The organism is Paenibacillus sp. Y280, from assembly GCF_056786335.1.
The window spans coordinates 256,933-281,334 of sequence record NZ_JBXCIW010000002.1; the positions used below are offsets into that span (position 1 = coordinate 256,933).

General features: G+C 50.2%; 24 protein-coding genes. 2 read left to right on the forward strand and 22 right to left on the reverse strand.

Annotated features, from left to right (window positions below; all coding sequences use genetic code 11):
- Positions 1 to 65: 65 nt before the first annotated feature.
- Positions 66 to 998: a succinate--CoA ligase subunit alpha gene (gene sucD, locus AC1TPC_RS03930; protein WP_482065556.1), complete on the reverse strand. Its 933-nt coding sequence runs from the start codon at positions 996 to 998 to the stop codon at positions 66 to 68.
- A 58-nt stretch (positions 999 to 1,056) separates the two neighbouring features.
- The gene (sucC, locus tag AC1TPC_RS03935) at positions 1,057 to 2,217 is read right to left on the reverse strand and encodes an ADP-forming succinate--CoA ligase subunit beta (RefSeq protein WP_482065557.1); all 1,161 of its coding nucleotides are present in this window, start codon (positions 2,215 to 2,217) and stop codon (positions 1,057 to 1,059) included.
- 348 nt (positions 2,218 to 2,565) lie between these two features.
- On the opposite strand from sucC, the gene AC1TPC_RS03940 reads away from it, so the two are divergent.
- Complete coding sequence (locus AC1TPC_RS03940; protein WP_482065558.1) at positions 2,566 to 4,134, forward strand: YifB family Mg chelatase-like AAA ATPase; 1,569 nt, start codon at positions 2,566 to 2,568, stop codon at positions 4,132 to 4,134.
- 63 nt (positions 4,135 to 4,197) lie between these two features.
- Here the strand turns inward: AC1TPC_RS03940 and AC1TPC_RS03945 are convergent, their stop codons facing one another.
- From AC1TPC_RS03945 to rplS, 7 genes are all read right to left on the reverse strand, one after another.
- Complete coding sequence (locus tag AC1TPC_RS03945; protein WP_482065559.1) at positions 4,198 to 4,614, reverse strand: YraN family protein; 417 nt, start codon at positions 4,612 to 4,614, stop codon at positions 4,198 to 4,200.
- Positions 4,607 to 4,915, reverse strand: coding sequence for an EscU/YscU/HrcU family type III secretion system export apparatus switch protein (locus tag AC1TPC_RS03950; protein ID WP_482065560.1), 309 nt, complete (start codon positions 4,913 to 4,915; stop codon positions 4,607 to 4,609). The genes AC1TPC_RS03945 and AC1TPC_RS03950 overlap by 8 nt, the downstream gene beginning before the upstream one ends.
- Positions 4,912 to 6,753 (reverse strand): hypothetical protein, encoded by a 1,842-nt coding sequence (locus tag AC1TPC_RS03955; protein WP_482065561.1) that lies wholly within the window; start codon positions 6,751 to 6,753, stop codon positions 4,912 to 4,914. The genes AC1TPC_RS03950 and AC1TPC_RS03955 overlap by 4 nt, the downstream gene beginning before the upstream one ends.
- A gap of 252 nt (positions 6,754 to 7,005) precedes the next feature.
- Complete coding sequence (locus AC1TPC_RS03960) at positions 7,006 to 7,620, reverse strand: ribonuclease HII (RefSeq protein WP_482065562.1); 615 nt, start codon at positions 7,618 to 7,620, stop codon at positions 7,006 to 7,008.
- Positions 7,621 to 7,641: 21 nt separating this feature from the next.
- Positions 7,642 to 8,508: a ribosome biogenesis GTPase YlqF gene (gene ylqF, locus AC1TPC_RS03965; RefSeq protein WP_482065563.1), complete on the reverse strand. Its 867-nt coding sequence runs from the start codon at positions 8,506 to 8,508 to the stop codon at positions 7,642 to 7,644.
- A 9-nt stretch (positions 8,509 to 8,517) separates the two neighbouring features.
- The gene (lepB, locus tag AC1TPC_RS03970) at positions 8,518 to 9,123 is read right to left on the reverse strand and encodes a signal peptidase I (protein ID WP_482065663.1); all 606 of its coding nucleotides are present in this window, start codon (positions 9,121 to 9,123) and stop codon (positions 8,518 to 8,520) included.
- Between the two features lie 201 nt (positions 9,124 to 9,324).
- On the reverse strand, positions 9,325 to 9,666 hold the full coding sequence (gene rplS, locus AC1TPC_RS03975; RefSeq protein ID WP_053375699.1) for a 50S ribosomal protein L19: 342 nt from the start codon (positions 9,664 to 9,666) through the stop codon (positions 9,325 to 9,327).
- Between the two features lie 203 nt (positions 9,667 to 9,869).
- On the opposite strand from rplS, the gene AC1TPC_RS03980 reads away from it, so the two are divergent.
- Positions 9,870 to 11,282: a CAP-associated domain-containing protein gene (locus tag AC1TPC_RS03980; protein WP_482065564.1), complete on the forward strand. Its 1,413-nt coding sequence runs from the start codon at positions 9,870 to 9,872 to the stop codon at positions 11,280 to 11,282.
- A 69-nt stretch (positions 11,283 to 11,351) separates the two neighbouring features.
- Here the strand turns inward: AC1TPC_RS03980 and trmD are convergent, their stop codons facing one another.
- The 13 genes from trmD to fabD all read right to left on the reverse strand — a co-directional run bounded on the left by trmD (position 11,352) and on the right by fabD (position 24,335).
- Positions 11,352 to 12,104, reverse strand: a complete 753-nt coding sequence (gene trmD / locus AC1TPC_RS03985) for a tRNA (guanosine(37)-N1)-methyltransferase TrmD (protein ID WP_482065565.1) — start codon at positions 12,102 to 12,104, stop codon at positions 11,352 to 11,354.
- Between the two features lie 3 nt (positions 12,105 to 12,107).
- On the reverse strand, positions 12,108 to 12,632 hold the full coding sequence (gene rimM, locus AC1TPC_RS03990; protein ID WP_482065566.1) for a ribosome maturation factor RimM: 525 nt from the start codon (positions 12,630 to 12,632) through the stop codon (positions 12,108 to 12,110).
- Positions 12,633 to 12,798: 166 nt separating this feature from the next.
- Positions 12,799 to 13,029, reverse strand: a complete 231-nt coding sequence (locus AC1TPC_RS03995) for a KH domain-containing protein (protein ID WP_482065567.1) — start codon at positions 13,027 to 13,029, stop codon at positions 12,799 to 12,801.
- A gap of 25 nt (positions 13,030 to 13,054) precedes the next feature.
- On the reverse strand, positions 13,055 to 13,327 hold the full coding sequence (rpsP, locus tag AC1TPC_RS04000) for a 30S ribosomal protein S16 (RefSeq protein ID WP_053375694.1): 273 nt from the start codon (positions 13,325 to 13,327) through the stop codon (positions 13,055 to 13,057).
- Positions 13,328 to 13,360: 33 nt separating this feature from the next.
- Complete coding sequence (gene ffh / locus AC1TPC_RS04005; RefSeq protein ID WP_482065568.1) at positions 13,361 to 14,737, reverse strand: signal recognition particle protein; 1,377 nt, start codon at positions 14,735 to 14,737, stop codon at positions 13,361 to 13,363.
- A 34-nt stretch (positions 14,738 to 14,771) separates the two neighbouring features.
- Positions 14,772 to 15,125, reverse strand: coding sequence for a putative DNA-binding protein (locus AC1TPC_RS04010; protein ID WP_482065569.1), 354 nt, complete (start codon positions 15,123 to 15,125; stop codon positions 14,772 to 14,774).
- Between the two features lie 166 nt (positions 15,126 to 15,291).
- Positions 15,292 to 16,299, reverse strand: coding sequence for a signal recognition particle-docking protein FtsY (gene ftsY / locus AC1TPC_RS04015; RefSeq protein ID WP_482065570.1), 1,008 nt, complete (start codon positions 16,297 to 16,299; stop codon positions 15,292 to 15,294).
- Between the two features lie 41 nt (positions 16,300 to 16,340).
- Entirely contained in the window at positions 16,341 to 19,919 is a 3,579-nt protein-coding gene (gene smc, locus AC1TPC_RS04020; RefSeq protein WP_482065571.1) for a chromosome segregation protein SMC, read from the reverse strand.
- 179 nt (positions 19,920 to 20,098) lie between these two features.
- Entirely contained in the window at positions 20,099 to 20,803 is a 705-nt protein-coding gene (rnc, locus tag AC1TPC_RS04025; protein WP_482065572.1) for a ribonuclease III, read from the reverse strand.
- Complete coding sequence (fabF, locus tag AC1TPC_RS04030; protein ID WP_482065573.1) at positions 20,793 to 22,034, reverse strand: beta-ketoacyl-ACP synthase II; 1,242 nt, start codon at positions 22,032 to 22,034, stop codon at positions 20,793 to 20,795. Before fabF ends, rnc begins: the two co-directional genes overlap by 11 nt.
- A 272-nt stretch (positions 22,035 to 22,306) precedes the next feature.
- Positions 22,307 to 22,540: an acyl carrier protein gene (locus tag AC1TPC_RS04035; RefSeq protein ID WP_053375686.1), complete on the reverse strand. Its 234-nt coding sequence runs from the start codon at positions 22,538 to 22,540 to the stop codon at positions 22,307 to 22,309.
- Positions 22,541 to 22,631: 91 nt separating this feature from the next.
- On the reverse strand, positions 22,632 to 23,381 hold the full coding sequence (fabG, locus tag AC1TPC_RS04040) for a 3-oxoacyl-[acyl-carrier-protein] reductase (RefSeq protein WP_482065574.1): 750 nt from the start codon (positions 23,379 to 23,381) through the stop codon (positions 22,632 to 22,634).
- A 30-nt stretch (positions 23,382 to 23,411) separates the two neighbouring features.
- Positions 23,412 to 24,335 carry an ACP S-malonyltransferase gene (gene fabD / locus AC1TPC_RS04045; protein ID WP_482065575.1) on the reverse strand — a complete coding sequence of 308 codons (924 nt, stop codon included), beginning with the start codon at positions 24,333 to 24,335 and terminating at the stop codon, positions 23,412 to 23,414.
- Positions 24,336 to 24,402 lie beyond the last annotated feature (67 nt).

Below are 24,402 nucleotides of genomic sequence, written 5' to 3' on the forward strand. Positions count from 1 at the left end.
AAGCAACCTTCCAACTCCCGTTATCGGGTAGTCGAAAGGTTGCTTACCTTGTTTGATCTATTTCATTATTTACGCGTAATGCATTTTTCTAGCAAGCCTTGCTCTTCAAGAACGCTAACAAGCGTTGAACCCATTTCAGATGGCGTTGGAGCTACTTTAATGCCGCAAGCTTCAAGCGTTGCGATTTTTTCAGCAGCTGTACCTTTACCGCCGGAAATGATTGCGCCTGCATGTCCCATCCGTTTGCCTGGAGGCGCTGTCGCGCCGCCGATGAAGCCGACAACCGGTTTTTTCATGTTGGCTTTAATCCACTCAGCAGCTTCTTCCTCTGCCGTACCGCCGATTTCACCGATCATGATTACCGCATAGGTATCAGGATCTTCATTGAAGAGATTCAAGATATCGATAAACTCGGAGCCTTTAACAGGGTCGCCGCCGATACCTACTGCAGATGATTGTCCAATTCCGCGAGTCGTCAATTGATGAACCGCTTCATAAGTCAATGTGCCTGAGCGAGAGATAACGCCAACATGTCCAGCTGTATGAATGTAACCAGGCATAATGCCGATTTTACACTCATCCGGCGTAATAACGCCTGGGCAGTTAGGTCCGATAAGAACGGTTTTGCTGCCGTCCATGTAACGTTTTACTTTTACCATATCAAGCACCGGAATGCCTTCTGTTATACAGATGACAAGATCCAATTCAGCGTCAACCGCTTCCATGATCGCATCGGCAGCGAATGCCGGTGGAACGTAGATTACCGAAGCGTTAGCTCCAGTAGCAGCTTTAGCCCCAGCAACCGTATTGAATACAGGCAATGATACGAGCGTGCCGTTATCAAGTGTAATGTCAACGTTCGTGCCACCTTTGCCAGGTGTTACGCCGCCTACCATTTGCGTGCCGTATTCCAATCCGCCTTTGGTATGGAACAAGCCAGTAGCGCCTGTAATACCTTGGGTAATGACTTTTGTATCTTTATTGACCAAAATGCTCACTCTTAACTCACATCCCCTGAATGAATTCGTATGCAGCCTTGCCGCACAGCAAGTTATCTTATTTCACGAGAGCGACAATCTTCTGCGCGCCGTCCGCCATGGAATCCGCAGCCACGATGTTCAATCCCGATTCTTTCAAAATGTTTTTGCCGAGGTCTACGTTCGTACCTTCTAGACGAACAACGAGCGGACGGTCAAGACCGACTTGCTTCGCTGCTTCGACAACACCATTAGCAATGACGTCGCAACGCATGATGCCGCCGAAAATGTTAACGAAAATACCTTTAACCTTCTCATCGGACAAAATGATTTTGAACGCTTCCGTTACCTTCTCAGCTGTAGCACCGCCCCCTACGTCTAGGAAGTTGGCAGGGTCGCCGCCGTAATATTTGATAATATCCATTGTCGCCATCGCAAGACCTGCACCGTTAACCAAGCAACCGATGTTGCCGTCAAGTGCAATGTAGCTAAGGTCGAATTTGGACGCTTCAATTTCTTTTGCGTCTTCTTCTTCCAGGTCGCGCAGCTCAACGATATCTTTGTGACGGTAAAGAGCGTTGGAATCGAAGTTAAGCTTCGCATCAAGCGCAATAACTTGTCCGTCGCCAGTTACGACAAGCGGATTGATTTCTGCAATGGAAGCGTCTTTCTCTACGAAAGCTGTGTAGAGCGAGATCATGAACTTAACCGTTTTGTTAACAAGCTCATTTGGGATGTTGATTGCATAAGCCAATTTGCGCGCTTGGAAAGCTTGCAAGCCGACAGCTGGATCAACGATCTCTTTGAAAATTTTCTCCGGGGAGTGCTCAGCAACTTCTTCAATCTCAGTGCCGCCCTCTTCCGAAGCCATTATAACGACGCGACCCGTACCGCGGTCTAATACGGCGCCGATATAATATTCTTTTTTGATGTCGCAGCCTTGCTCAATCAGAAGACGTTTTACTTCTTTGCCCTCTGGGCCAGTTTGATGCGTTACGAGCACTTTGCCTAAAATTTCGCTAGCGTATGCGCGTACCTCGTCGATACTTTTTGCTACTTTAACTCCGCCCGCTTTACCACGGCCACCTGCGTGAATTTGTGCTTTCACGACAACTACCGGTGTTCCGAGCGCTTTAGCCGCTTCAACAGCTTCGTCTACGGAGAAGGCTACTTTACCTTCTGGTACGACGACACCATACTGTTTAAGGACCGCTTTCCCTTGATACTCATGGATATTCATTGTTGAAATCCTCCATTTCACAGACTGAAATCAGTCATATGTACACAAACCTCTATTATTGTAGCACCTTTCCCCATCCGTTACCTTATTTTAATACATAATTAATACGGCTTTTTTGATATGGGTTTCATCTCAAATTGAGATTAAATGAGTGAAACCTTTTGCGGCGGCCATTTGACGGTGCTTTGAATACGCCATCTAGTATGACCCAAACTCCTTTTCTTTACCCGAAACATTTTAAACATTGACAACAAGAAGCGGCCTCCACTATGATATTGGCAAATTCATATCTGTGAACGGAATCGTAAGGAAGCACCTTCATCCATCATTTTGGGGGTGCTTTTTGTCTTGTTTAGTCTAATTCAGAGTGCAAGCGTATATGGCGTTGACGGCAAAGGGATATCGGTTGAGGTAGATATTGCAAGCGGATTGCCGCAGATAAGCGTCGTCGGCCTGCCTGATCCTGCCGTCCGCGAGTCAGTCGAGCGAGTAAGGGCAGCGCTCAAAAACAGCGGCTTCACCTTTCCGATGGACCGAATTACGGTTAATTTGGCTCCGGCTGACCTGCGTAAAGAGGGGACCTCGTTTGATTTAGCAATTGCTGCTGGCATTTTGACGGCAAGCGGCCAAATTAGCGCTGCTCTCTTCGAGAATACGATCCTATTGGGCGAGCTTTCACTAAATGGCAGCGTTCGTCCGGTAGCAGGCGTTTTGGCGATGCTTGAACAAGCAAAGCGACTTGGGCTTACTCGTGTCTTGCTGCCAATCGGAAACGTTAAGGAAGCAAGCTGGATATCTGGGATGGAGCTGTTTGCTTTAAGTCATTTGAATGAGCTGGATTTATACAAAAAGAAACAAGAAGGCTGGGAGCATATTCGCGTCATTCACGCTAATGATCCCATCTATAATCAGAGCAGTTCTACTGCTGCCTTGGATAGTCAGGATAATACCGGCGATTACGGAGACGTCATCGGTCAGCATCAGGCCAAACGCGCGATGCTCATCGCTGCCGCCGGCAAACATAATATTTTGCTGAGCGGGCCTCCAGGCACGGGTAAAACAATGATGATCCGAAGGCTGCCAGGCATTTTGCCGTCTCTAAATGAGGAGGAAGCGCTTGAGGTAACGAAAATTTACAGCGTGGCAGGCAAGCTGCCGAGCAGCTCTCATGGCCTCCTTACGCAGCCTCCCTTCCGTGCTCCACATCATACGATTTCCTCAGGCGGATTGATCGGCGGCGGTTCTATACCGAAGCCCGGAGAAGTCACCCTTGCACATCGCGGCGTCCTTTTCCTTGATGAATTGCCGGAGTTTCCTAGGCAGGTGCTGGAGGTTCTTAGACAGCCGCTAGAGGACCGAATCGTCACGATATCCCGCTCCAAAGCCGTGTTCCAGTTTCCCGCCAGCATTATGCTCGCCGCTTCTTACAATCCGTGTCCTTGCGGCTATTACGGTCATGAATACGGAGATAAGCGCTGTACCTGCAGCTCGAGCATTATTAGCAGGTATCGATCCAAAATATCCGGCCCATTGCTCGACCGCATCGATTTGCAGCTGGAGGTGCCACGTCCGATTTCGCTCGATAATGCCGCCTCTGGCCCATCGTTGAACACCGCTCAGATGAAGGCACTTGTTAGAGATGCAATCGTTTTTCAAAATGCCCGAATCGCTGATTACGGTTCTAAACGAAAGGTCGAATTAACGGGAGCTGCCCTCCGTAAATCAGTAAATATTAAGCCCGATGCAGTCCGCCTGTTGGAGCATGCCTTTGATGCGCTAGGCATCAGCATGCGTGCGTATGATCGCATGCTGAAGCTTGCCCGAACCATTGCCGATCTTGAGGCCAGCGAATCGATTTCAGTGGAGCATGTAGCTGAAGCTATTCAATATCGCGGTCTTGATAGACAGCACCCGTAAACACTTAGCAAAGGGCCTTCCTCTAGGTTAACTACCTTGCGGAAAGCCCTTTTTAAGCATGCTTCAAAAAGCACCCTCATAATGCTTGCATTCAACGACCGTCTCATCCATTCGGTTGATGGTTAGAGCAATGACATCAAACCGAATGGCAGCATTAGAATGTCCCGCGCTCCGCAAATAAACCTGAGCCGTACTTCTCACCTTTTGCTGTTTGCGAAGGTCTACAGATTCGGCAGCTGTGCCGTATCTGCCGCCCATCTTCCTTGTCCGAACCTCAACAAATATAAGCCTTCCTGCTTGCTCCGCGATAATATCGATCTCGCCGCTGCGGCAGCGCCAATTGCGCTCGAGAATGGAATAGCTATTCTGAATCAAGTAGTCGTATGCGGCCGCTTCGCCAATCATGCCCGTCTGCCTTCTGGTGTCTCGCTTCTCTTTTTCAATCGGAGTACGCTCGCTCTCGCTTTTGCGATCAACCATTTTTCATATCCCTCGCTTTACGGTCAGAGCGATAAACGAAGCTTAATATCTCTGCAACGAGCGTATAGAGCTCTGGCGGAATCTCCTGATCGACATCAAGCTTCGAGAGCACTTCAACAAGCGAAGAGTCCTCTTGGACAGGTATGCCGTTTTCCTTCGCTTTCTCTAGTATGAGGTCGGCTATATGACCTTTTCCCTTGGCTACCAAAACCGGTGCTGAACGTTCACCTGGCTCGTATTTTAATGCTACAGCCTTATTAATTTTTAGTTTGGGCTGATCGTTCGCTGGATCGCTGCTCATATGCGATAATCGACTCCTTTGTAACGATTGGAGGAAAAAGCGGTCATATCCGGCACTTGAAGACTCTTTGCTGCAGCTGCCGCTTCCTCAGGCGCCTGAGCGCCTGCTTTTGGCAAAGGCGTAGTGCGAAGAGAAAGCAGCTGAAAGCCGGCTTGCTGAAGGCTGCTCGCAATTTCGCTCCGGGAAGACTCAGCCAGCATGGAAATGGCAGGATGATCATTCCATAGATTCAAGCTAACGATTTTGTCCATCACATTAACGTCTACCATCGTGTCTCCTAATGTATTCATAGACAAATGGAACAGCAGCCTGCAGTTGGATGAATCCAACTCTCCCTTTCGTCCTCTTCTTGTCTGGATATGAACCGAAGCGGTCTGTTTGCCATCCGGACTATTAAGCGGAATAAACATCGTTACATGTGTTAGCACGGAGCTGTTGCGCTCCGGCGTCAGCAAAAGCTGTTGTCCCGTAATTTGCTGAACGAGCTGCTGCGCGGTTTCTTTAATGGCTGGCGGAGTTTGATCGGAAGAAACTAACGCAAGCAGCGCGCTTTTTAATGACTCCTGCTGTGCAGGCATAGTATGATCTGAAACGGGAATACCGTCCGCTATTGCTGATATGATGGCTGCTGCTGTCCGCTCGACACTATGCTTCGAATCATGATGTCTTATCGACGGCTGCTCATCCAGATCGTCCGTGCTTCCTTGAGGAGGTACGCTCGTTGAAGGCGTTTCCTTGCTAGTCAATTCAACGGTTTGACCTGTCTGCGGGGCGGGCTGAGGCTGAGCAGCCGCTGCAGGCTTCACTGCAACCGCAGCCTCATCTGCTTGAGTCGGCTGTGGCGCTGTTGTCGTCTGGCTCGCGGACGTATCCGTCGCCGCTATAATTGCCTTAGCCAGCTGCTGTTCGTGGTCCACGCCCATCCATTTCATCATCTGCCCGAGCCAATTCGGCTGAGCAGCAGCTTTGCCCGCTTGTGGTGTCGCTTGATCAGCCGATCCCTCTTCGGCTGATGCAAGTCCGCCTGCAAGGGACTGCCCTTGCGGCAGCAGTTCCGTTCTAATCATTTGTGCAGGCTGTGTTTTTGCAGCAGCTGCAGTCTCTTTCGTTCCGATTCCTGACATGCTTACAAGCTCGCTCTCATTTGAAGCGGCCCGAAGCAGCTCCATGCCTTCTGTCAGCAGCGCTTGCACTCGTGCAGCCGCTTGTATCAATGGCTTCGCTTGTGCCTCTCCGCCGTCTATATCGCCGCTTGTAAACTCGGCAAGCTGCTGCTGCATCGTTTCTAGCAGCTCATGCGCGCTGCGTCCGAACATAACCTGCTGCATCGCGCCTATTGTTGCGCCTGTCATGGGCAAGCCCCGTTTAAATGTAGCCGCGGCAGCCTGCATCCATTGCTCAGCATCCCCGCCTGCCGGCATCGCGGCTGCGGCATGCTGGAAGGCTTGCGCTACCTCGCGGTTTAGAATGACGCCTTCTTTGCGCAAATCCTTTACAATATGCGCCGCCCATTTCTGCTCAGGCAGTGCGAGCTGCTTTGCCCATTCCTTGAATGTGTCCTCTGGCAGCCCCACTGCACCGGGCTCAACCTGCTTCAACGTCACAAGCGCACCGCTTGATTGCGGCTGTACCTGAAGCATGGCTGTTTGCCCTACTTGAAGGGGAGCCTCAAGCTTCGCACGCACCTGCACGCCGTTTATTTGAACGAGCGCTTCATTATTTTCCATCACCTGAAGAATGACGCCCCGCACGACCTGTCCCACCTTAAGCTCCATCGCCCGCGTATCCGTGCTTGACGCTTCTCCTAGGAAGCTTCGCATCATTTGACTAATATTCACTGTTCATTCGCCTCCGCTGCGCTAGCGCCTATCTGAGCGTTTCTACGTACGCGCTTATCGTTCTGCTTTCTATCGTCACACGACTCTGTTGAACCTATAAACCATATATCGGTCGCAATTCATCCAGCATGAAGCGATAGCAGCCAAAAACATGTTTAAAACGAAAAAACGCCTGATCAATACACGAGGCATTCCTCTGCCTCGTACCATCAATCAAGCGTTATTGCTCCTTATTTTTCAGAAGCTATTTCTTTAGAAGAGCACGAGCTGCTCCTCCGAAAACAAGTTGCCGAGAAACGATCTGCGATGCAAAGGGCTTGGCCCTTTCTCAAGCAATCGCTCGCGGTGCAGCTTCGTCGCGTAGCCTTTATGTACAGCGAGCCCATACTCTGGATACTCCTGCTCCCATTGTTCCGCGCAAAGCCTATCGCGAGTAACCTTGGCAACGATCGATGCCGCGGCGATAGACTGGCTCGTTGCATCCCCTTTGATTATCGACTGCTGAGGCAGTGATACGTCCACCTTCTCCGCGTCGATAAGCAAATAATCGGAAGGAACCTGCAAGGATTCCACAGCATACTTCATCGCAAGCCTAGCCGCCTGCTTAATATTGATGCGGTCAATCGTTTCCGCGTCGACACGAGCAGCAGACCAAGCCACGCATTCCTGCAAAATAATATCATATAGCTGATCCCGCTTCTTCTCGGACAGCTTCTTGGAATCATTGACTCCCTCAATCACGAGTCCTGGCGGCAAAATAACAGCTGCTGCCACAACATCTCCGAACAAGCAGCCTCGTCCTACCTCATCCACTCCAGCAATCGCCATGTAGCCATCTTGCCATAACGACTGTTCATATTGCAGCACGTTACGTTCCCCCGTTTCACATCAATAAGGTGGAGCTTCCAGCGTGATGCGTCCAAGCTTGCCTGCACGCAAATCACGTAAAATGATGCCTGACGTCTTCTCCAAATCGACGCGACCGCCGCTAAGCAGACAACCTCTCCGACGTCCGATATCCTCCATTACTCGTACGATTTCATCCGAATCGGAAACATCCTTCGGAGGCGTATCAAGCTCATACCGCTCCTTCATGTTCGGCCAGTACCGATCCACCAGCTCACGCATCGCAAAAAAGGCGATATCGTCAACGTTCAAAATCTGCTCTCTTATCGCGCCTGTCATCGCAAGGCGGTAGCCGACCAGCTCATCCTCAAACTTCGGCCACAAAATACCCGGCGTATCAAGCAGCTCCATTTCCGTTCCGATCTTAATCCACTGCTGACCCTTTGTTACGCCTGGACGGTCGCCCGTTAAAGCAATCGCTCGTCCAGCCAGCTTATTGATCAGCGTAGACTTTCCAACGTTCGGTATGCCGACGATAAGCCCGCGAATTGCGCGCGGATTTATTCCTTTGGCGATTTGACGCGCTATTTTGTCATGCAAAATCTGCTTCGCCTTTAGCGGAACCTCATTGACACGAGTTCCCGTCGAGGAATCGATTGCAATCGATTCATGGCCTTCGCTTCGGAAGTAAGCCATCCATTGCTCGGTCGTCTTCGGATCAGCCAAATCGGATTTGTTCAAGACGATCAGTCTTGGCTTGCCGTTCAAAATTTCCTCAATCATCGGATTGCGGCTCGAAAGCGGTACCCGAGCATCCAATAGTTCGATGGCAAGATCGATTAGTTTGAGCTTGTCTTGTATTTGCCGCTTCGCCCGGGTCATATGACCCGGAAACCATTGAATGGCCATTTACTCACCTCATTTTGTCCAGTGCTTAATAATATCTAGCTTGTCCAGCGGCCAAAAAATAATATCAGCCCGCCCAACTATTTCTTTATCCGTTACAAAGCCGATTATTCGGCTGTCCGTGCTGTCGCTGCGATTGTCGCCAAGAGCAAATATCATGCCTTCCGGAACCGTCATTTCAGGCACTTCGGCATTCGGGAAATTTGGTCCGTCGCCATTGTACAGCTTGCCACTCGCATGTGCTTCCTCGATCGCTTCTTTAATATAAGGCTCATCGATTTTATTATCATTGATATAAAGGTCATCGCCTTCGAGTCTAATCGTATCGCCCGGAACGCCAATCACCCGTTTAATGAATTTGCGGTCTTGCTCCGGAACGTCAAATACAACTACCTCTCCAAACTTCGGATCGCGGACCTTATATAAAATTTTATTTACAATTAACCGTTCGCCCGTCTCGAAGTTAGGCAGCATAGAATCTCCGTCTACAATAAACGGTGAAAATAAAAATTGGCGAATAAGAAATACGAGAACGACCGCAATGACTAAAGCTTTGATCCATTCCACGATTTCCTTGTACGCACCACCCTGATTGCCTGAGCCGGATCCGTGGGCCACGGCACGGTCTGGTAATTTTTGCTGAAAGTCTGTATGATTTGGCGTATCTTTCAATTCATTATCATTCCCGTTGTCCAGCCCGTCATTACGCTGCTGTGAGTCCACTTTGCCCGCCTTCTTCCATATGCTGTAATATGTAAATGACCTTTGAGAAAAAACGAAAAGGAGCTTGTTTGCGCAAGCCCCTCTTGTCGTTTGTTCTTAACGAATTTCTTTAATACGAGCAGCTTTTCCGCGAAGACTACGTAGGTAGTACAATTTCGCGCGACGTACTTTACCACGACGAGCCACTTCGATTTTTTCGATTTTAGGCGAGTTAAGCGGGAAAGTTCTTTCCACACCTACACCGTAGGAAATTTTACGCACTGTAAAAGTTTCGCTGATTCCACCGCCGCGACGTTTGATTACAACGCCTTCGAACAATTGGATACGCTCACGAGTTCCCTCGATAACTTTTACATGAACTTTTAGCGTGTCACCAGGACGAAAGTTCGGTAGACCTTGGCGCAGGTTTTCTTGCGCAATAGTTTGCAAAAGATTCATTTGATTCACTCCTTCCACCATAGACGTTCTTATAAGCTCACCGAGTTCCTCTGAACCGGTTCATCGCTTATAGCGGACCGTCCGACTTTACGAACAACATTAGAAATTTTACCACAGCCAGCCTAATAATACAATATGCTTTTTTTATTCACTATTCATGTATACTAAATAATGACACATACCGACAAAAAGAGGTGAATAATTTGATTCCCGATAAAAAACAATATTTTACCATAAAAAAAGGGGGGATTATTGCAGTACTTTTGTTTTTAGCCCTGTCAGTGCCTACTCGCGCAAGCGCCGAGTCTTTGGTCTTCAAGGACACAAAAGAACATTGGGCGGGCGTCTACATATCATGGGCGATTGAACAAAATCTAACGCAAGGTTATGGCGACGGCTCCTTTAAGCCTGACAAGCTTGTTAATGAAGCTGAGTTTCTAGCCATGCTGCTCCGAGCATACGGCCTTGTTACCGAATCTCCCTCAAGCAGCAGCGCATGGTTCAAGCCCTATTATGATTATGCCAATCGTCTTGGGTGGCCTGTAATCAATTCACTGCAAAATAGTGAACTTCGTCGCGGACAGGCTGCAATGCTTCTTGCTTCCGCTGCCAGCGGCAAAGCCTATACAGAGCAAAGCGCTGTTCAATGGCTGCTGAATGAGAAAATATCCAATGGCCGTACATCCGCAACCGTAAGCGGCTTTATCCCGGACGGCAAGCTTACCCGTGCAGAGGCGCTAACCTTCTTCTACAATCTCAAGCAGCATTCAAGCACTCTATCTAAAGCGAAAATTCCGAAATTGGTTAACTCGCTTGGAGGAATTGCTCTAAACGACACGCTTCAGCAGCTCCAAAAGACGCATGGAAAACCTGCACGTATCGATGCTAGCGAATATGGTTTTTCTTGGCATGTCTACAACAGCAACTACAAGCATTACATGATGTTTGGCGTTCAAAATGATCGTATTATGGCGCTCTTCGCAAATGACGGCGACAGCTGGGCGAGCTCGGACGGAATTCATATCGGTCAATCAATTACAGAGGCAAAGAAGCTTGTTAGTCAAGCTGTAAACGCCGAGACGAATGAGAACTATTATGCCTTTACAACCGGCAGCGAACGTACGACCCTTTTCATCGACCGACAAGACGGAAACAAAATTGCCGGCATGTTGCGTATGAATCTGGCCGTTTCCAATCCAATAAAAGCATCCTATACGAGCAAGCTTGCAGCCGCGTTTGAATTGCAGCTATTTGATCTGGCAAATGCGGAACGTGCTGTACGCGGCATCCCAATCCTTGAGTGGGACAAGCTCGCTGCCGCCTCTGCTAATAGCCATAGCGGCGATATGAGTAAGCGAAGCTTTTTTAATCACACAAATCCGGACGGCTCTTCTCCCTTTGATCGCATGAAGGCGAAGGGTGTCAAATACCACTCCGCAGCAGAGAATATCGCCGCCGGGTACCAAGACAGCATCTTTACACACTACGGATGGATTAATTCCAAAGATGGGCATCGCGAAACACTGCTCGACAGCAAGCTTACCAAGCTTGGCACAGGCGTTGCCGTTGGAGGAAGCTATAATGTCTATTATACCCAAAATTTTTATACGCCATAATCTCACTCAACTATATATAGAAAGCCGCAACGGAATCCGTTGCGGCTTTGTTTCTTACTTAGGCTGCTCTTATTTGCCAGCTTTGTTAGGCTCCTGCTTCAGCTGTGCAGCGATCCACTTCCGTTCCTTATCTGTAAGCGCTGCGCTTCTCAGCAGGTCAGGACGGCGCTGCAGCGTCCGCAGCAGCGATTGCTCGCGCCGCCACACCTCAATATTCGCATGGTGGCCGGAAATAAGGACATCCGGAACCGGCCAGCCGCGAAACTCAGCAGGTCGCGTATAATGCGGATGCTCGAGCAAGCCCGTGCTGTAAGAGTCTGTTACAGCAGAAGTCTCGTTGCCTAACACGCCCGGAAGCAATCTCACCACGCTGTCGATAAGCACCATTGCCGGAATTTCGCCGCCAGTTAGAACATAATCGCCGATGGAAAGCTCGTCCGTTACGAGATGCTCGCGGATTCGCTCGTCATAGCCTTCATAATGTCCGCATATGAGAACCAGATGCTGCTCCTTTGCAAGCTCCTCCGCCTTCTGCTGCGTAAACTGAGCACCCTGCGGGCACAGCAAGATGACGCGCGGCTTCATGTTGTCATCCAGCTTTAGATCTTCAACAGCTGCAAAAACCGGCTCTGGTTTGAGCACCATGCCGCCTCCGCCTCCGTATGGATAATCGTCCACCGTATTATGCTTATTGCCCGAATAAGCTCTAAAGTTGATCGCTTGAGGGGTAACGATCCCTTTCTCCTTCGCTTTCCCTAAAATACTGGCATTAAACACACCGTCAAACATTTCAGGAAACAGCGTTAACACATCTATTTTCATCGGTTAAATCAATCCTTCCATCAACCGGACCGTTACGATTTTCTCTATCGTATTGACGCTGATCAGGACATCATCGATAACAGGCAATAGCAGCTGCTTGCCAGAGCCTTTCGGACGATCAACCACCCATACATCATTTGCGCCGGGACTTAATATTTCCGAAATGGTGCCCAGCTCTTCGCCTTCTTCTGTAACGACTCGGCAGCTAATGATTTCGTGGTAATAATACTCGCCTTCGTCTAGATCAACCAAATTGGCTTCGGACACCTTGAGCACCCAGCCCTTATATTTCTCTACCTGATTAATATCAGTGAAGCCTTCAAGCTTCAGTATGTATACGTTTTTGTTCTCACGAGCGCTAACGACCTTCACTTCAAGCTTTGCTCCGCTTTCCTCGTTCAGCATGAGCAGCTTGCTTCCGGCTGCGAATCGAACATCCGCAAAATCCGTTTGCGATAGTATTTTCAGCTCTCCGCGAATACCGTGAGTATTAACAACCTTCCCGACTGTAAACCATTTTTCGCTCATTACAACCAGCCCTTCATATGTGTATCTTCCTATTATACATGCAAAAACGGCATCGTTCCACGTTGGAGAACGAAGCCGTTTGGATATGCGCAGTGTCTTGAAATAGCTGCCTATTAAAAAAAAGGCTAGGACATGCATCCTAACCTTCTCTCTTCCAATACGTGCATCATGACATAATGTCGACGATGACGCGCTTTTGCGATTTGACGGAAGCAGATGTCACTACCGTACGCATCGCTTTCGCAATGCGTCCCTGTTTACCGATGATTTTACCGATATCCTCGGGGTGAACCGAAAGCTCGTATATCGTGCCACGGTCATCATCCCTCACATTGATTTGCACCTGTTCAGGATGATCAACCAATGCCTTCGCTATGACAAGAATCAATTCTTTCATCTCAAGGCCCTCCGCTGTTCAACAGTTATTTCTGTTGCTTAAGCTCATGGAACTTTTTAAGAACACCAGCTTTGGAAAGCAAGTCACGAACTGTATCAGAAGCTTGCGCTCCTGTTTGCAGCCATTTCAACGCTTTCTCTTCATCGATCTTAACTTGAGCCGGTTGTGCAACCGGGTTATAAGTGCCGATCTCTTCGATAAAACGTCCGTCACGCGGCGAACGGGAATCCGATACTACTACGCGGTAGAATGGAGCTTTGTGAGCACCAATTCTTTTCAAACGAATACGTACTGCCATGAAAATTCACCTCCTTCAAAGAGTAAACTGCGATTAAAACGGGAACTTCATATTTTTGCCGAGCATGCCCTTCAGGCCTTTCTTGCCGCCCTTCGGTCCTTTCGGCCCCATCATTGATGAGAATTGCTTCATCATTTTCTTCATGTCGTCAAACTGCTTAATGAGGCGGTTAACCTCTACGATCGTCGTGCCGCTGCCAGCAGCTACACGTTTGCGACGGCTGTGATTAAGCAGCTCGGGCTTTTGCTTCTCCTCTTTCGTCATGGAGCGGACAATCGCCTCGACTCGGCCGATTTGCTTCTCGTCGACCTTCATATCCTTCATGCCCTTCATCTTGTTCATGCCGGGCAGCATATCCATAATTTGATCGAGCGGACCAAGATTGCGAACCTGCTCCATCTGCTCAAGGAAATCATCGAACGTAAATTCTGCTGTACGCATTTTACGTTCCATTTCCTTCGCTTTCTCCGCATCGATGTTCGACTGCGCCTTCTCGATCAGAGAGAGCATATCGCCCATGCCGAGAATTCGGGAAGCCATACGCTCCGGATGGAACGGCTCCAAGGAGTCGATCTTCTCACCCATCGCCGCGAATTTAATCGGGCAGCCTGTTACAGCCTTAACCGAAAGCGCCGCGCCGCCGCGGGTATCGCCATCAAGCTTCGTCAGTACAACGCCCGTTAAAGCGAGCTGTTCGTGGAAGCTTTGGGCTACGTTAACCGCATCCTGCCCAGTCATTGCATCAACGACGAGCAGCACTTCGTCCGGCTTCGTAACTTGATGAATTTGCTTGAGCTCTTCCATCAGCTCTTCGTCGATGTGCAAGCGCCCCGCGGTATCGATAATGACATAATCATTGCCGTTCTCTTTGGCATGCTGGAGTCCAGCGCGCGCAATCTCTACAGGCGATGTCTGATCGCCCAAGGAAAAGACCGGCGCATTGATTTGCTCACCGAGTACCTGAAGCTGCTTGATCGCAGCGGGACGATAAATATCACACGCGATAAGAAGCGGTTTATTGTTGCTCTTCTGAAGCAGCTTAGCCAGCTTGCCTGACGTCGTTGTCTTACCGGCACCCTGCAAGCCCGCCATCATAATGACTGTTGGCGGCTTGTTCGCCTTCACCAGCTTGCTCTGCGTGCCGCCCATAAGCTCGGTCAGCTCTTTATTTACGATATCGATGACGACCATGCCGGGTGTAAAGCTCTTTGAAACATCGAGGCCGATTGCCCGTTCCTTCACTTTCGCGATAAAGTCCTTCACGACCTTGAAGTTAACGTCCGCCTCGAGAAGCGCCAATCGCACCTCGCGCATTGCTTCGCTAACATCTTCCTCGGAAACCTTGCCTTTGCCCCTCAGCTTGCTGAACACATTTTGAAGCCGACTTGATAAGCTCTCAAATGCTGCCATGTACCGTCACCTCCATTCATTTTATTTAATCGGTTCATTGAAATTGTGCGATCACACTCATTAGCGCCTGCCTGTCTTGCTCGGCAATCGATAGCTCATTTACGCTGTTCACGAGCTGCACAGTTAATTGTTGGAAAGATTCATGCCGCACAAGCAAGCCTAGCTTGCTTTCATAGCTTTCAAGCATCTGCTCGGCACGCTTGATATGCTCATATACCGCTTGCCGGCTAATGCCGAACTCGGCTGAGATCTCCCCAAGGGAGAAGTCATCGTGAAAATAATATTTGAGAAACGTCCGCTGCTTCTCAGTCAAGAGCGGCTCGTAAAAGTCGAACAACAAGTTTATACGGGTCGTTTTGGATAAGGCATCTGGTTCATTTGCTTTCATCCCGTCAGCCCCTCCTGTTATTAAGCTTGTGTCACCGACAAGGTAAACACCTTTACACCTGACAACGTTTATTATCATACATGACGCCATAGGCAGCTGTCAAGCATTTCCCCTTGTCACCATTACAAACAGCTCCGACTGCCGCTTAATCTGACTCAAACACAGCTTATTCCGCCGTTTTTTCCTCATCCTGCGTTTCCTCGCGCTGGATTAATCCAGCGAACAGCGCATGAATGAATTGCTCCGAATCAAACTGCTGCAGATCGCCCATCTTCTCGCCAAGACCAACAAGCTTAACAGGCAAGCTGAGCTCATTGCGAATCGCGATGACGATGCCGCCCTTAGCCGTTCCATCCAGCTTCGTCAGCACTAGGCCGGTAACGCCGCTCTTCTCGCCGAACAGCTTCGCTTGGCTAAGCGCGTTTTGACCTGTCGTTGCATCAAGCACTAGCAATACCTCATGCGGAGCATCCGGCAGCTCGCGCTGAATGACGCGGAAAATTTTGTTCAGCTCTTCCATTAGATTCGTTTTATTTTGCAGTCTTCCAGCCGTATCGCATAGAAGAACATCTACGCCGCGCTGCTTAGCAGCTTGAACGGCATCGAACATAACGGCTGCCGGATCTGATCCCGACTGCTGCTTGATCACATCAACGCCTACGCGCTGGCCCCATACCTCAAGCTGCTCGATCGCCCCTGCTCGAAACGTATCGCCAGCTGCCATCAGCACGCTTTTGCCTTCGCTTTTGAACTTATGCGCAAGCTTTCCGATTGTTGTCGTTTTGCCGACGCCGTTAACGCCCACGAACAAAATAACAGTAATCCCGCTTGGCGCCATGCGCAAACCGGATTCATCGTCACTCTTCATAAGCTGAATAAGCTTCTCGGATAAGACAGGCTGCAAATCTGCAGCATCCTCGATCTTGCGCTTCTTCACCTCGACGCGCAGCTCGTCAATCAGATGCATGACGGTGTTAACGCCAACGTCCGCGCCAATTAGAATTTCCTCAAGCTCCTCATAAAATTGCTCATCGATTTTCTTCCGGCGAGTAATTAGCTCCTCGACCTTCTCTACGAACGCCGTACGCGTCTTCGACAAGCCCTCTTTGAAAATATTCGTCACTGCTTCGGTTTTCGTTGCAATGCTTTCCTTCAGCTTCTTAAAAAAACTCATCGTTTCAACTCCCTATCCTCACATTGCCGGTCTGTCTTTATTTATGCGGATACCGGCTCTTCCTCATCCTCTAAGCGTACGGATACCAGCTTCGATACCCCGCCTTCCTCCATCGTAACGCCGTACAGAACGTCTGCTTCTTCCATCGTACCTTTGCGATGCGTAACGACGATAAACTGCGTCAGCTCCGAGAATTCGCGCAAATATTGAGCGAAACGCGATACGTTTGCCTCATCCAGCGCAGCTTCAACCTCATCGAGCACACAGAATGGAACGGGCTTCACCTGCAATATCGCAAACAGCAATGCGATTGCCGTGAGCGCGCGCTCTCCGCCTGAGAGCAGCTGCAGGTTTTGCAGCTTTTTGCCTGGCGGCTGCGCAACGATGTCTATACCTGTATCCAGCACGCGATCCGGCTCAACGAGCACAAGATCAGCCCTGCCTCCGCCGAACAGCTTCGCGAATACGACGACAAAATGGCCGCGAATCGCTTCAAACGTCGCTTTAAACCGCTTTGACATCTCATCGTCCATCTCACGGATGACCTGGTACAGCGTTGTCTTCGCTTCAATCAGATCATTTTTCTGCTCCGATAAAAACTCAAACCGTTCGCTGACCCGCTCATATTCCTCGATAGCGCCAAGATTAACCTCGCCGAGCGACGTAATTTGGCGCTTAATATCTCGAACCTCGTTCTGCGTTCCAAGAACATCCTCCGGAACGGGATACTGCTCCTTGGCCAGCTCATAGCTCAGCTCGTATTCCTCGCTAAGCTTGCGAAGCAAATTGTCGAGCTCAACGTCCAGACGGTTAGCAGCGATTTCGGTTTGCCTCATTTGCTCCTCGACTTGTCTTAGCTGAGCCCGCTGCTCCTTCGTCTCACTCTCGCCCAAATCGAGCTCGGCAATGCGCTGTGCACGCGCGGATCGCTTCAGATCCGTCTGCTCCGCGCATTGCTGCTTCTTAATGCGGAGGTGATTGAGCTGCTCGATTTGCTGAACCGTCTCATTCGCATGTCTTGCAATCTCTTCCTCTTGCTGGACAGATAATGAGCGCAGCCCTTCCAGCTCCTGCTTCGCCCTTTGAATATCAGCGCGAACCCGCGCCGATTGGTCCTCGAACGATTGCTTTTCCTGATCCGTCTTAGCTGCTGCGATCTTAATATCGGTAAGCTGACCCTGCAGCTCTTCCTTAGCGGATTCGCTCGCTTTGCGGCGTTCCTCCGCCATGCGAATCGCTTCCTGCAGCCTTGCTTCGTCTACCACAAGCTGCTCTAGCCGAAGCTCTGCCGCCGCAGTCGCAGCCTGAACATCCTTTTGCTCGGATAAATGCGTATTGCGGTCCGCCGAATATAGCTGCCGCTGCTCATCCAAATGCTTCGCTTCATTGTGAAGCTGCTGCAGCTCGGCTCTGATTTGCTGCTCTTCAATGCGGCTTTTCTCGCCTTCAGCGCGAAGCTCCTCAATGTTATGCGTGCGTATCGAATGCTCCTTGCGCAAATCGCTTAGCTTGCTGCGCAGCTGCTCAACCATGCTGCTGGAATCAGCAATTTCTTTATCCAGCGAGTCGATCTGACGTTGACGTCCAAGCAAGCTGGCGCCCTTCTTCTGCAAGCTGCCGCCCGTCATCGATCCGCCCGCATTGACGATATCGCCCTCAAGCGTGACGACACGGTAGCGGTATTGGCATTTCGATGCGATGCGATTCGCTTGCTCAAGCGTTTCTGCAAGCAAAACGTTGCCAAGCAAATTGTTGACGATTGCAGAATAACGTGAATCCGAGCTGACCAGATCAGCCGCAACGCCGACGAAGCCTTCAATAGACTCCGCAGTCCGCTTGTCATGCTCAGGCACTTGTCTCCCACGAATGACATCGAGTGGCAGGAAGGTTGCCCGTCCAAGCTGGCGCTGCTTCAGGAAGGCGATCGCGGTACGGGCCGTTTTCTCATCCTCCATGACGATATGCTGCAAAGCGCCGCCGAGCGCAGTCTCAACAGCTGTCTCAATCCGTTCTGGCACTCGCACAAGCTCTGCTACTGCCCCATGGACGCCGCTGATGCCTCCGTTGCCGCGCCTTGAAGCTTTGAGCACCTCTTTAACGCCTTGCATGAATCCATCCAGCGCATCCTGCATTTCCTTCATCGTATCGCGCCTCGAAACATGGCTGTCGAGCTTTTGCTCCCACTTCCGAATCGCTAGCGTAACCTCTTCCAGACTTTGCGAAATCGCTCTCGTTTGCTCGGATTCGGCAAGCGTCTTGCTTCTTGCCTGCTCAAGCCGCGCAAGCGTAGACTCAAGCGCCTCCGCTAGCTCCGAGCGTCTCTCATCCAGTCGCTCCTGCTGCTCCAGCCACTTTGTCTCATCCTCGCTAATTCGCACCATACGCCGCTGCAGTGTTTCCTGCTGCTGTGCCGCGTACCTGATTTCATTGCGATGCTGAGCCATTGCGCTGAGTACCTCGAGCAGCTCGCTCTTAAGCGTCTCCTCTGCATCAGCAACCGCTCCGCCTGCAACGCCGAGCAAGCGAGCTTCCTCTTCGGAGATTTTCGCGCGAAGATCGGCAAGCTGCAATTGAAGCGCAGCTGCACGGCTGCGGAATTCCGCTTCCTCCTGCGTCATCGTGCCAATTCTGGCATCCTGCGCCGCTATGGATTCTTCCAACTGCCGCTTATTCTGCTCCAAATTACGCTTGCGTTCTTTCAAAACCTCGCCGTAGCCTTCGCATTTCTCAAAATCCTCGCTAATCTGCAGCATCGATTCATGAAGCTGATCCAGCGCCTGCTCAAGCTCCCGCAGCTGCTGGCGATCCTTCTCCAAATGCGCATCATGCTTGCTGACAACAGTGGATAACTGAAGCTGCTCCTGTGTCAAGCGCTCCAGCTTGCCGTTCGCTTCCGTCCATGTCCCGTGGATTTGTTCTATGTTATGTACGTACATGGATATTTCTTTTGTTTTGAGCTGCTCCTTAAGCGCCTTGAAATGAATGGCCTTCTCGGACTGCTTGCGCAGCGGACCAACCTGATCCTCCAGCTCTGTAACAAGATCATGTATGCGGAGCAAATTCGTCTCGGTTTCATCGAGCTTCCTCTGCGCCTCGCGCTTGCGCGACTTGTATTTGACGATGCCTGAGGCTTCCTCAAAAATACCGCGGCGGTCCTCCGAGCGCGTGCTCAAAATCTCTTCAATCCGGCCTTGTCCAATGATGGAATAAGCCTCTTTACCGATACCGGTATCCATGAATAGCTCGGTAATATCTTTTAGCCTGCATGGCTGCTTGTTTATCAAATATTCGCTATCGCCGCTCCGGTGTACGCGCCGCGTTACGGTTACCTCATTGTATTCGAGAGGAAGCGCACCATCTGCGTTGTCGAGGGTAAGCGAAACTTCGCTGTAATTAACAGCTTTGCGAGCGTCGCTGCCGGCAAAAATAATATCTTCCATCTTGCCGCCGCGCAAGCTTTTCGCGCTTTGCTCCCCCAGCACCCATCGTATGCCGTCCGAAATGTTGCTTTTACCGCTGCCGTTTGGCCCTACCACCGCAGTGATACCGGTAACAAACTCCATTTCCGTTCGATCGGCGAAAGACTTAAAGCCTGATAATTCAATCCGTTTCAGAAACATGTCTTGGTTTTCACCTCACCCCTCATTGTACCACAATTTCTAGGCCTTGATAACCATTACAGCGGTTAAAAACAACCCCCGCCCAATCGACTTTCGTTGTTTTTCGCAATATTTGTTCTTTAAAAAAAGAGAGAGCGTCCGGAGGCCAATTGGCCTGTCCTGGACACTCTCTTCGCTGACTAAACTTGCTCTTGCGATAGCGTACGCCATGCTTCAGCCGCAGCACGCTGCTCCGCTTCCTTCTTCGTTCTCCCGCTTCCAACGCCAAAGCGTTCTTCCCCGAGATATACTTCAACGACAAATTCACGGTCATGCGCAGGTCCGCGTTCCTCAATTATGCGATATTCAACAGCGCCAAGCCCATGATGCTGCGAGCGCTCCTGCAGCTTCGACTTGGAATCCTTTACGAGCAGGCCGTAATCGTTAGATTCAACGAATGGAAACATATGCTCATTCAGAAATGCTCTCGTTTGCTCTATGCCCGCATCAAGGAAGATCGCGCCGACAAAAGACTCAAACAAGTCTGCAAGCAGCGCCTGGCGCTGCCTGCCTCCCAGCTGTTCTTCACCGCGGCCTAGAAGCACGTGAGAGCCGAGTTCTAAACGATCCGCGAATTGTGCCAAGGATGGCTCGCAGACGATCGATGCACGCATTCTCGTCAGCTCGCCTTCTGGACGCTGCGGATAAGATGCAAACAAATATTCCGACACAAGCAGCTGCAGAACAGCATCTCCCAGAAACTCCAAACGCTCATTGTCCTGAGCAGACCCGCGCTTATGTTCATTCACATAAGAGGTGTGGGTAAAGGCCTGTCTCAGCAGCTTCGTCCGCTTAAAACTGAGCTGCAGCCGCTGCTGCAGTTCATAAAAGGAATCACGCTTCATAAACTTTCATCACGATCGAGGCATTGTGGCCGCCGAAGCCAAATGAGTTAGACAATGCTGTCTTCACATTCGCTTCACGCGGTTTGTTCGGAACGTAATCAAGGTCGCATTCTGGATCTTGGTTGTCCAAATTAATGGTCGGAGCTATGATGCCGTTTTTGAGCGTAAGGCCTAGAATAACAGCTTCAACCCCGCCGGCAGCACCAAGCAAATGACCTGTCATCGATTTTGTCGAGCTCACCGCTACTTTATATGCATGATCGCCAAATGCTTTCTTGATTGCCTTCGTTTCCGAACGATCGCCGACCGGAGTCGATGTGCCATGCGCATTGATATAATCGATCTCTGAAGGCTCGATGCCAGCATCCTTTAGCGCCTTCACCATGCAGCGAGCTGCGCCATCAGGATCAGGCTCAGTCATATGATGAGCGTCGCCGCTCATGCCGTAGCCAATGACCTCTGCATAAATTTTTGCTCCGCGTGCTTGCGCATGCTCAAGCGATTCCAGAACCAACACGCCAGCGCCTTCTCCCATAATGAAGCCATCGCGGTCCGTATCGAACGGACGACTTGCTTTTTCCGGCTCGTCATTGCGAACAGACATCGCGCGCATCGAGCAAAAGCCCGCCATACCCGTCGGTCTAATCGTCGCTTCCGCACCGCCTGCGATCATCACGTCGGCATCGCCTCGCTGAATCAGCTTGAACGAATCGCCAATCGAATGCGTTCCTGTTGCACAAGCCGTAACTGCCGTGCTGTTCGGGCCTTTTGCGCCGGTTAGCATCGATACTTGGCCTGATGCCATGTTTGCGATCATCATAGGAATAAAGAACGGGCTGACGCGCTTAGGACCCTTCTCCAGCAAAATGTTGTGCTGGTCTTCCCATGTGCCAAGTCCGCCGATACCGGATCCAACCATAACGCCAACGCGCTCAGCGTCTGCATTTTGACCAATTTGCAAATCTGCATCCTTTACCGCCAGTTGACTAGCTACAGCTGCAAATTGTACGAAGCGGTCCATTCTGCGTGCTTCTTTTTTATCCAAACCATAATCTTCGGGATTAAAATTTTTTATTTCAGCGGCAATACGTGTTGGGTATTCTGAGAAATCGAAAGCCTCAACAACCGATACCCCGGATTTTCCTTCAAGCAGGTTACCCCAGAATTGCTCCAAATCGGAACCGAGCGAAGTAATAACCCCCATGCCCGTAACGACAACTCTTTGTTTCATTCGATTCACCTCTATGTCCTGCAATATAGATGTGCAAGCTGCATCATCTTGTCAAATATTAGTCGATGTTAAAGTGATGCGTATACCCTGCTTATATTTCTCGGTAAATCCAAGCTATGCCGTTCGTGAACGGAGTGAGCCTTTACGCTCGAAATATAAGGAGGTATAAAGTCGTTGCGTATATCAAGCTATAACGAGGTGCATAATCGTAAATATTGGAGATCACCTAGATGGAGAGAAGTCCCGTTTGTCATAAACGGGACTTGTCCATTTTACGTATGAGATTGTATGTATTTAACTACTTCTCCCACAGTGGTGATTGTCTCAGCATCTTCATCTGAAATTTCCATATCAAACTCGTCTTCTAGCTCCATGACCAATTCAACGACATCAAGAGAGTCAGCGCCGAGGTCATCTTTAAATGAAGCTTCTAGTGTAACTTCCGCTTCGTCTACGCCTAGTCGGTCGATGACGATACGTTTTACGCGATCTACTACTTCGGACATCCGGTTCACCTCCTCCATGGTATTATACGAGAATTAAAGATAAAATGCCATACGTAACCGTCTTAATTCCATTTAACAGAATTATTTGGTGCTACATATACATGCCGCCGTCCACATGAATCGTCTGTCCAGTCATATAGGCTGAAGCATCTGAAGCAAGAAAACGGACCGCATTTGCGATGTCGCTCGGATCACCGAGACGGGCAAGCGGAATTTGGCCGGACAAAGATTGGCGCATTTCTTCCGGAAGCTTATCCGTCATTTCGGTCTGAATAAATCCAGGGGCTACGCAGTTAACGGTAATGCCGCGTGAAGCAAGCTCGCGGGCACTAGCCTTCGTCAGGCCAATTACGCCAGCTTTCGCTGCAACATAGTTGGCTTGCCCCGGATTTCCGAGCACACCAACAACTGAAGAAATGTTAATGATGCGGCCGGAACGCTGCTTCATCATCGAACGAGTAACCGCCTTAATGCCATTGAAAACGCCCTTTAGGTTCGTCTCAATGACTTGGTCGAACTCGTCCTCCTTCATCCGCATGATTAAATTATCTCTAGTAATACCCGCATTATTCACCAAAATGTCTACAGCTCCGAATTGCTCGATGACTTCCTTGACCATCGCTTCAAACTCGTCCACTTTGCCGACATTAGCTTTGATGACTAATGCGCGTCTACCAATCGCTTCAACGGCTTGTGCCGTTTCTGCTGCCGCAGCCTCGCTGCCGGAGTAGTTAATCGCTACATCTGCGCCTGCCTCGGCAAGTGCAATTGCAATCGATCTGCCTATTCCGCGCGACGCTCCGGTTACGAGCGCTTTCTTCCCTTCCAAGCTGGCAAACATGCTATCCCCTCCACCCTAATGATCAATCTTCTACAGCGCTTCAAGCGCAGAGATGCTGTTTATCGAAATGACACGAACGTTTTTGTCGATCTTCTTGATCAAGCCGGCAAGCACCGTGCCTGATCCGATTTCTACAAACGTGTCTACGCCTTGCAGAATCAAATAACGCACGCTATCTTCCCAAAGCACGGGTGAATAAACCTGCTCTACGAGCAATGAGCGAATCTCATCTGCTGCAGTAGCTGCATTTGCTGTTACATTAGCTACAACAGGAACAGACGCATTCTTCATATCAATAGTTGCGAGCGTCTCTTGAAGATTAGCCGCAGCAGGCTTCATCAGCGAAGAGTGGAATGGACCGCTTACTTCAAGCGGAAGTACCCGCTTCGCTCCAGCTTCCTCCTTGCCGCGCTCTACAACCGCTTGAACGCCTGCAGCCGTGCCTGAGACTACGATTTGACCAGGGCAGTTCACATTGGCCAGCTCGACAGCAGATCCTTCAGCTGTAATAGCCGCACAAAGCGCTGCGAGCGTTTCGCGCTCCGCGCCAAGCACTGCCGCCATTGCGCCAAGGCCGCTCGGAACGGCTTGCTCCATAAATTGTCCGCGCGCGCGAACCGTACGGACCGCGTCCTCGAAAGACAATACGCCAGCTGCGACAAGCGCGCTGTATTCGCCCAAGCTGTGGCCCGCAACATAATCAGGCTTCAAGCCGCGTCCCGCAAGCGCCTCAAGAAGGGCAACGCTGACGGTAAGCAATGCAGGCTGGGTGTTGGCTGTCTGTTTAAGCGCCTCATCGGGTCCTTCAAATATAATGCTGCTTAGGGAGAAGCCAAGCGCTTCATCCGCTTGCTCAAAGATCGACCTTGAACGATCAAAAGCCTCATACACATCTTTGCCCATCCCGACTGCCTGAGCGCCTTGTCCTGGAAAAACAAATGCTGTTTTACTCAAAGTGTTTCCCCCTTGCGCATGTCAATAGCTTGTACCACTAAAGTGGCAACCGAGCTTGTCAGCGCGT

Coding starts and splice junctions, on each gene's coding strand:
- sucC (WP_482065557.1), bottom strand. CDS start 2,217: ATGAATATCCATGAGTATCAAGGGAAAGCGGTCCTTAAACAGTATGGT.
- AC1TPC_RS03945 (WP_482065559.1), bottom strand. CDS start 4,614: ATGGTTGATCGCAAAAGCGAGAGCGAGCGTACTCCGATTGAAAAAGAG.
- AC1TPC_RS03950 (WP_482065560.1), bottom strand. CDS start 4,915: ATGAGCAGCGATCCAGCGAACGATCAGCCCAAACTAAAAATTAATAAG.
- ylqF (WP_482065563.1), bottom strand. CDS start 8,508: ATGGCCATTCAATGGTTTCCGGGTCATATGACCCGGGCGAAGCGGCAA.
- rplS (WP_053375699.1), bottom strand. CDS start 9,666: ATGAATCTTTTGCAAACTATTGCGCAAGAAAACCTGCGCCAAGGTCTA.
- trmD (WP_482065565.1), bottom strand. CDS start 12,104: ATGAAAATAGATGTGTTAACGCTGTTTCCTGAAATGTTTGACGGTGTG.
- rimM (WP_482065566.1), bottom strand. CDS start 12,632: ATGAGCGAAAAATGGTTTACAGTCGGGAAGGTTGTTAATACTCACGGT.
- AC1TPC_RS03995 (WP_482065567.1), bottom strand. CDS start 13,029: ATGAAAGAATTGATTCTTGTCATAGCGAAGGCATTGGTTGATCATCCT.
- rpsP (WP_053375694.1), bottom strand. CDS start 13,327: ATGGCAGTACGTATTCGTTTGAAAAGAATTGGTGCTCACAAAGCTCCA.
- ffh (WP_482065568.1), bottom strand. CDS start 14,737: ATGGCAGCATTTGAGAGCTTATCAAGTCGGCTTCAAAATGTGTTCAGC.
- AC1TPC_RS04010 (WP_482065569.1), bottom strand. CDS start 15,125: ATGAAAGCAAATGAACCAGATGCCTTATCCAAAACGACCCGTATAAAC.
- ftsY (WP_482065570.1), bottom strand. CDS start 16,299: ATGAGTTTTTTTAAGAAGCTGAAGGAAAGCATTGCAACGAAAACCGAA.
- smc (WP_482065571.1), bottom strand. CDS start 19,919: ATGTTTCTGAAACGGATTGAATTATCAGGCTTTAAGTCTTTCGCCGAT.
- rnc (WP_482065572.1), bottom strand. CDS start 20,803: ATGAAGCGTGATTCCTTTTATGAACTGCAGCAGCGGCTGCAGCTCAGT.
- fabF (WP_482065573.1), bottom strand. CDS start 22,034: ATGAAACAAAGAGTTGTCGTTACGGGCATGGGGGTTATTACTTCGCTC.
- AC1TPC_RS04035 (WP_053375686.1), bottom strand. CDS start 22,540: ATGTCCGAAGTAGTAGATCGCGTAAAACGTATCGTCATCGACCGACTA.
- fabG (WP_482065574.1), bottom strand. CDS start 23,381: ATGTTTGCCAGCTTGGAAGGGAAGAAAGCGCTCGTAACCGGAGCGTCG.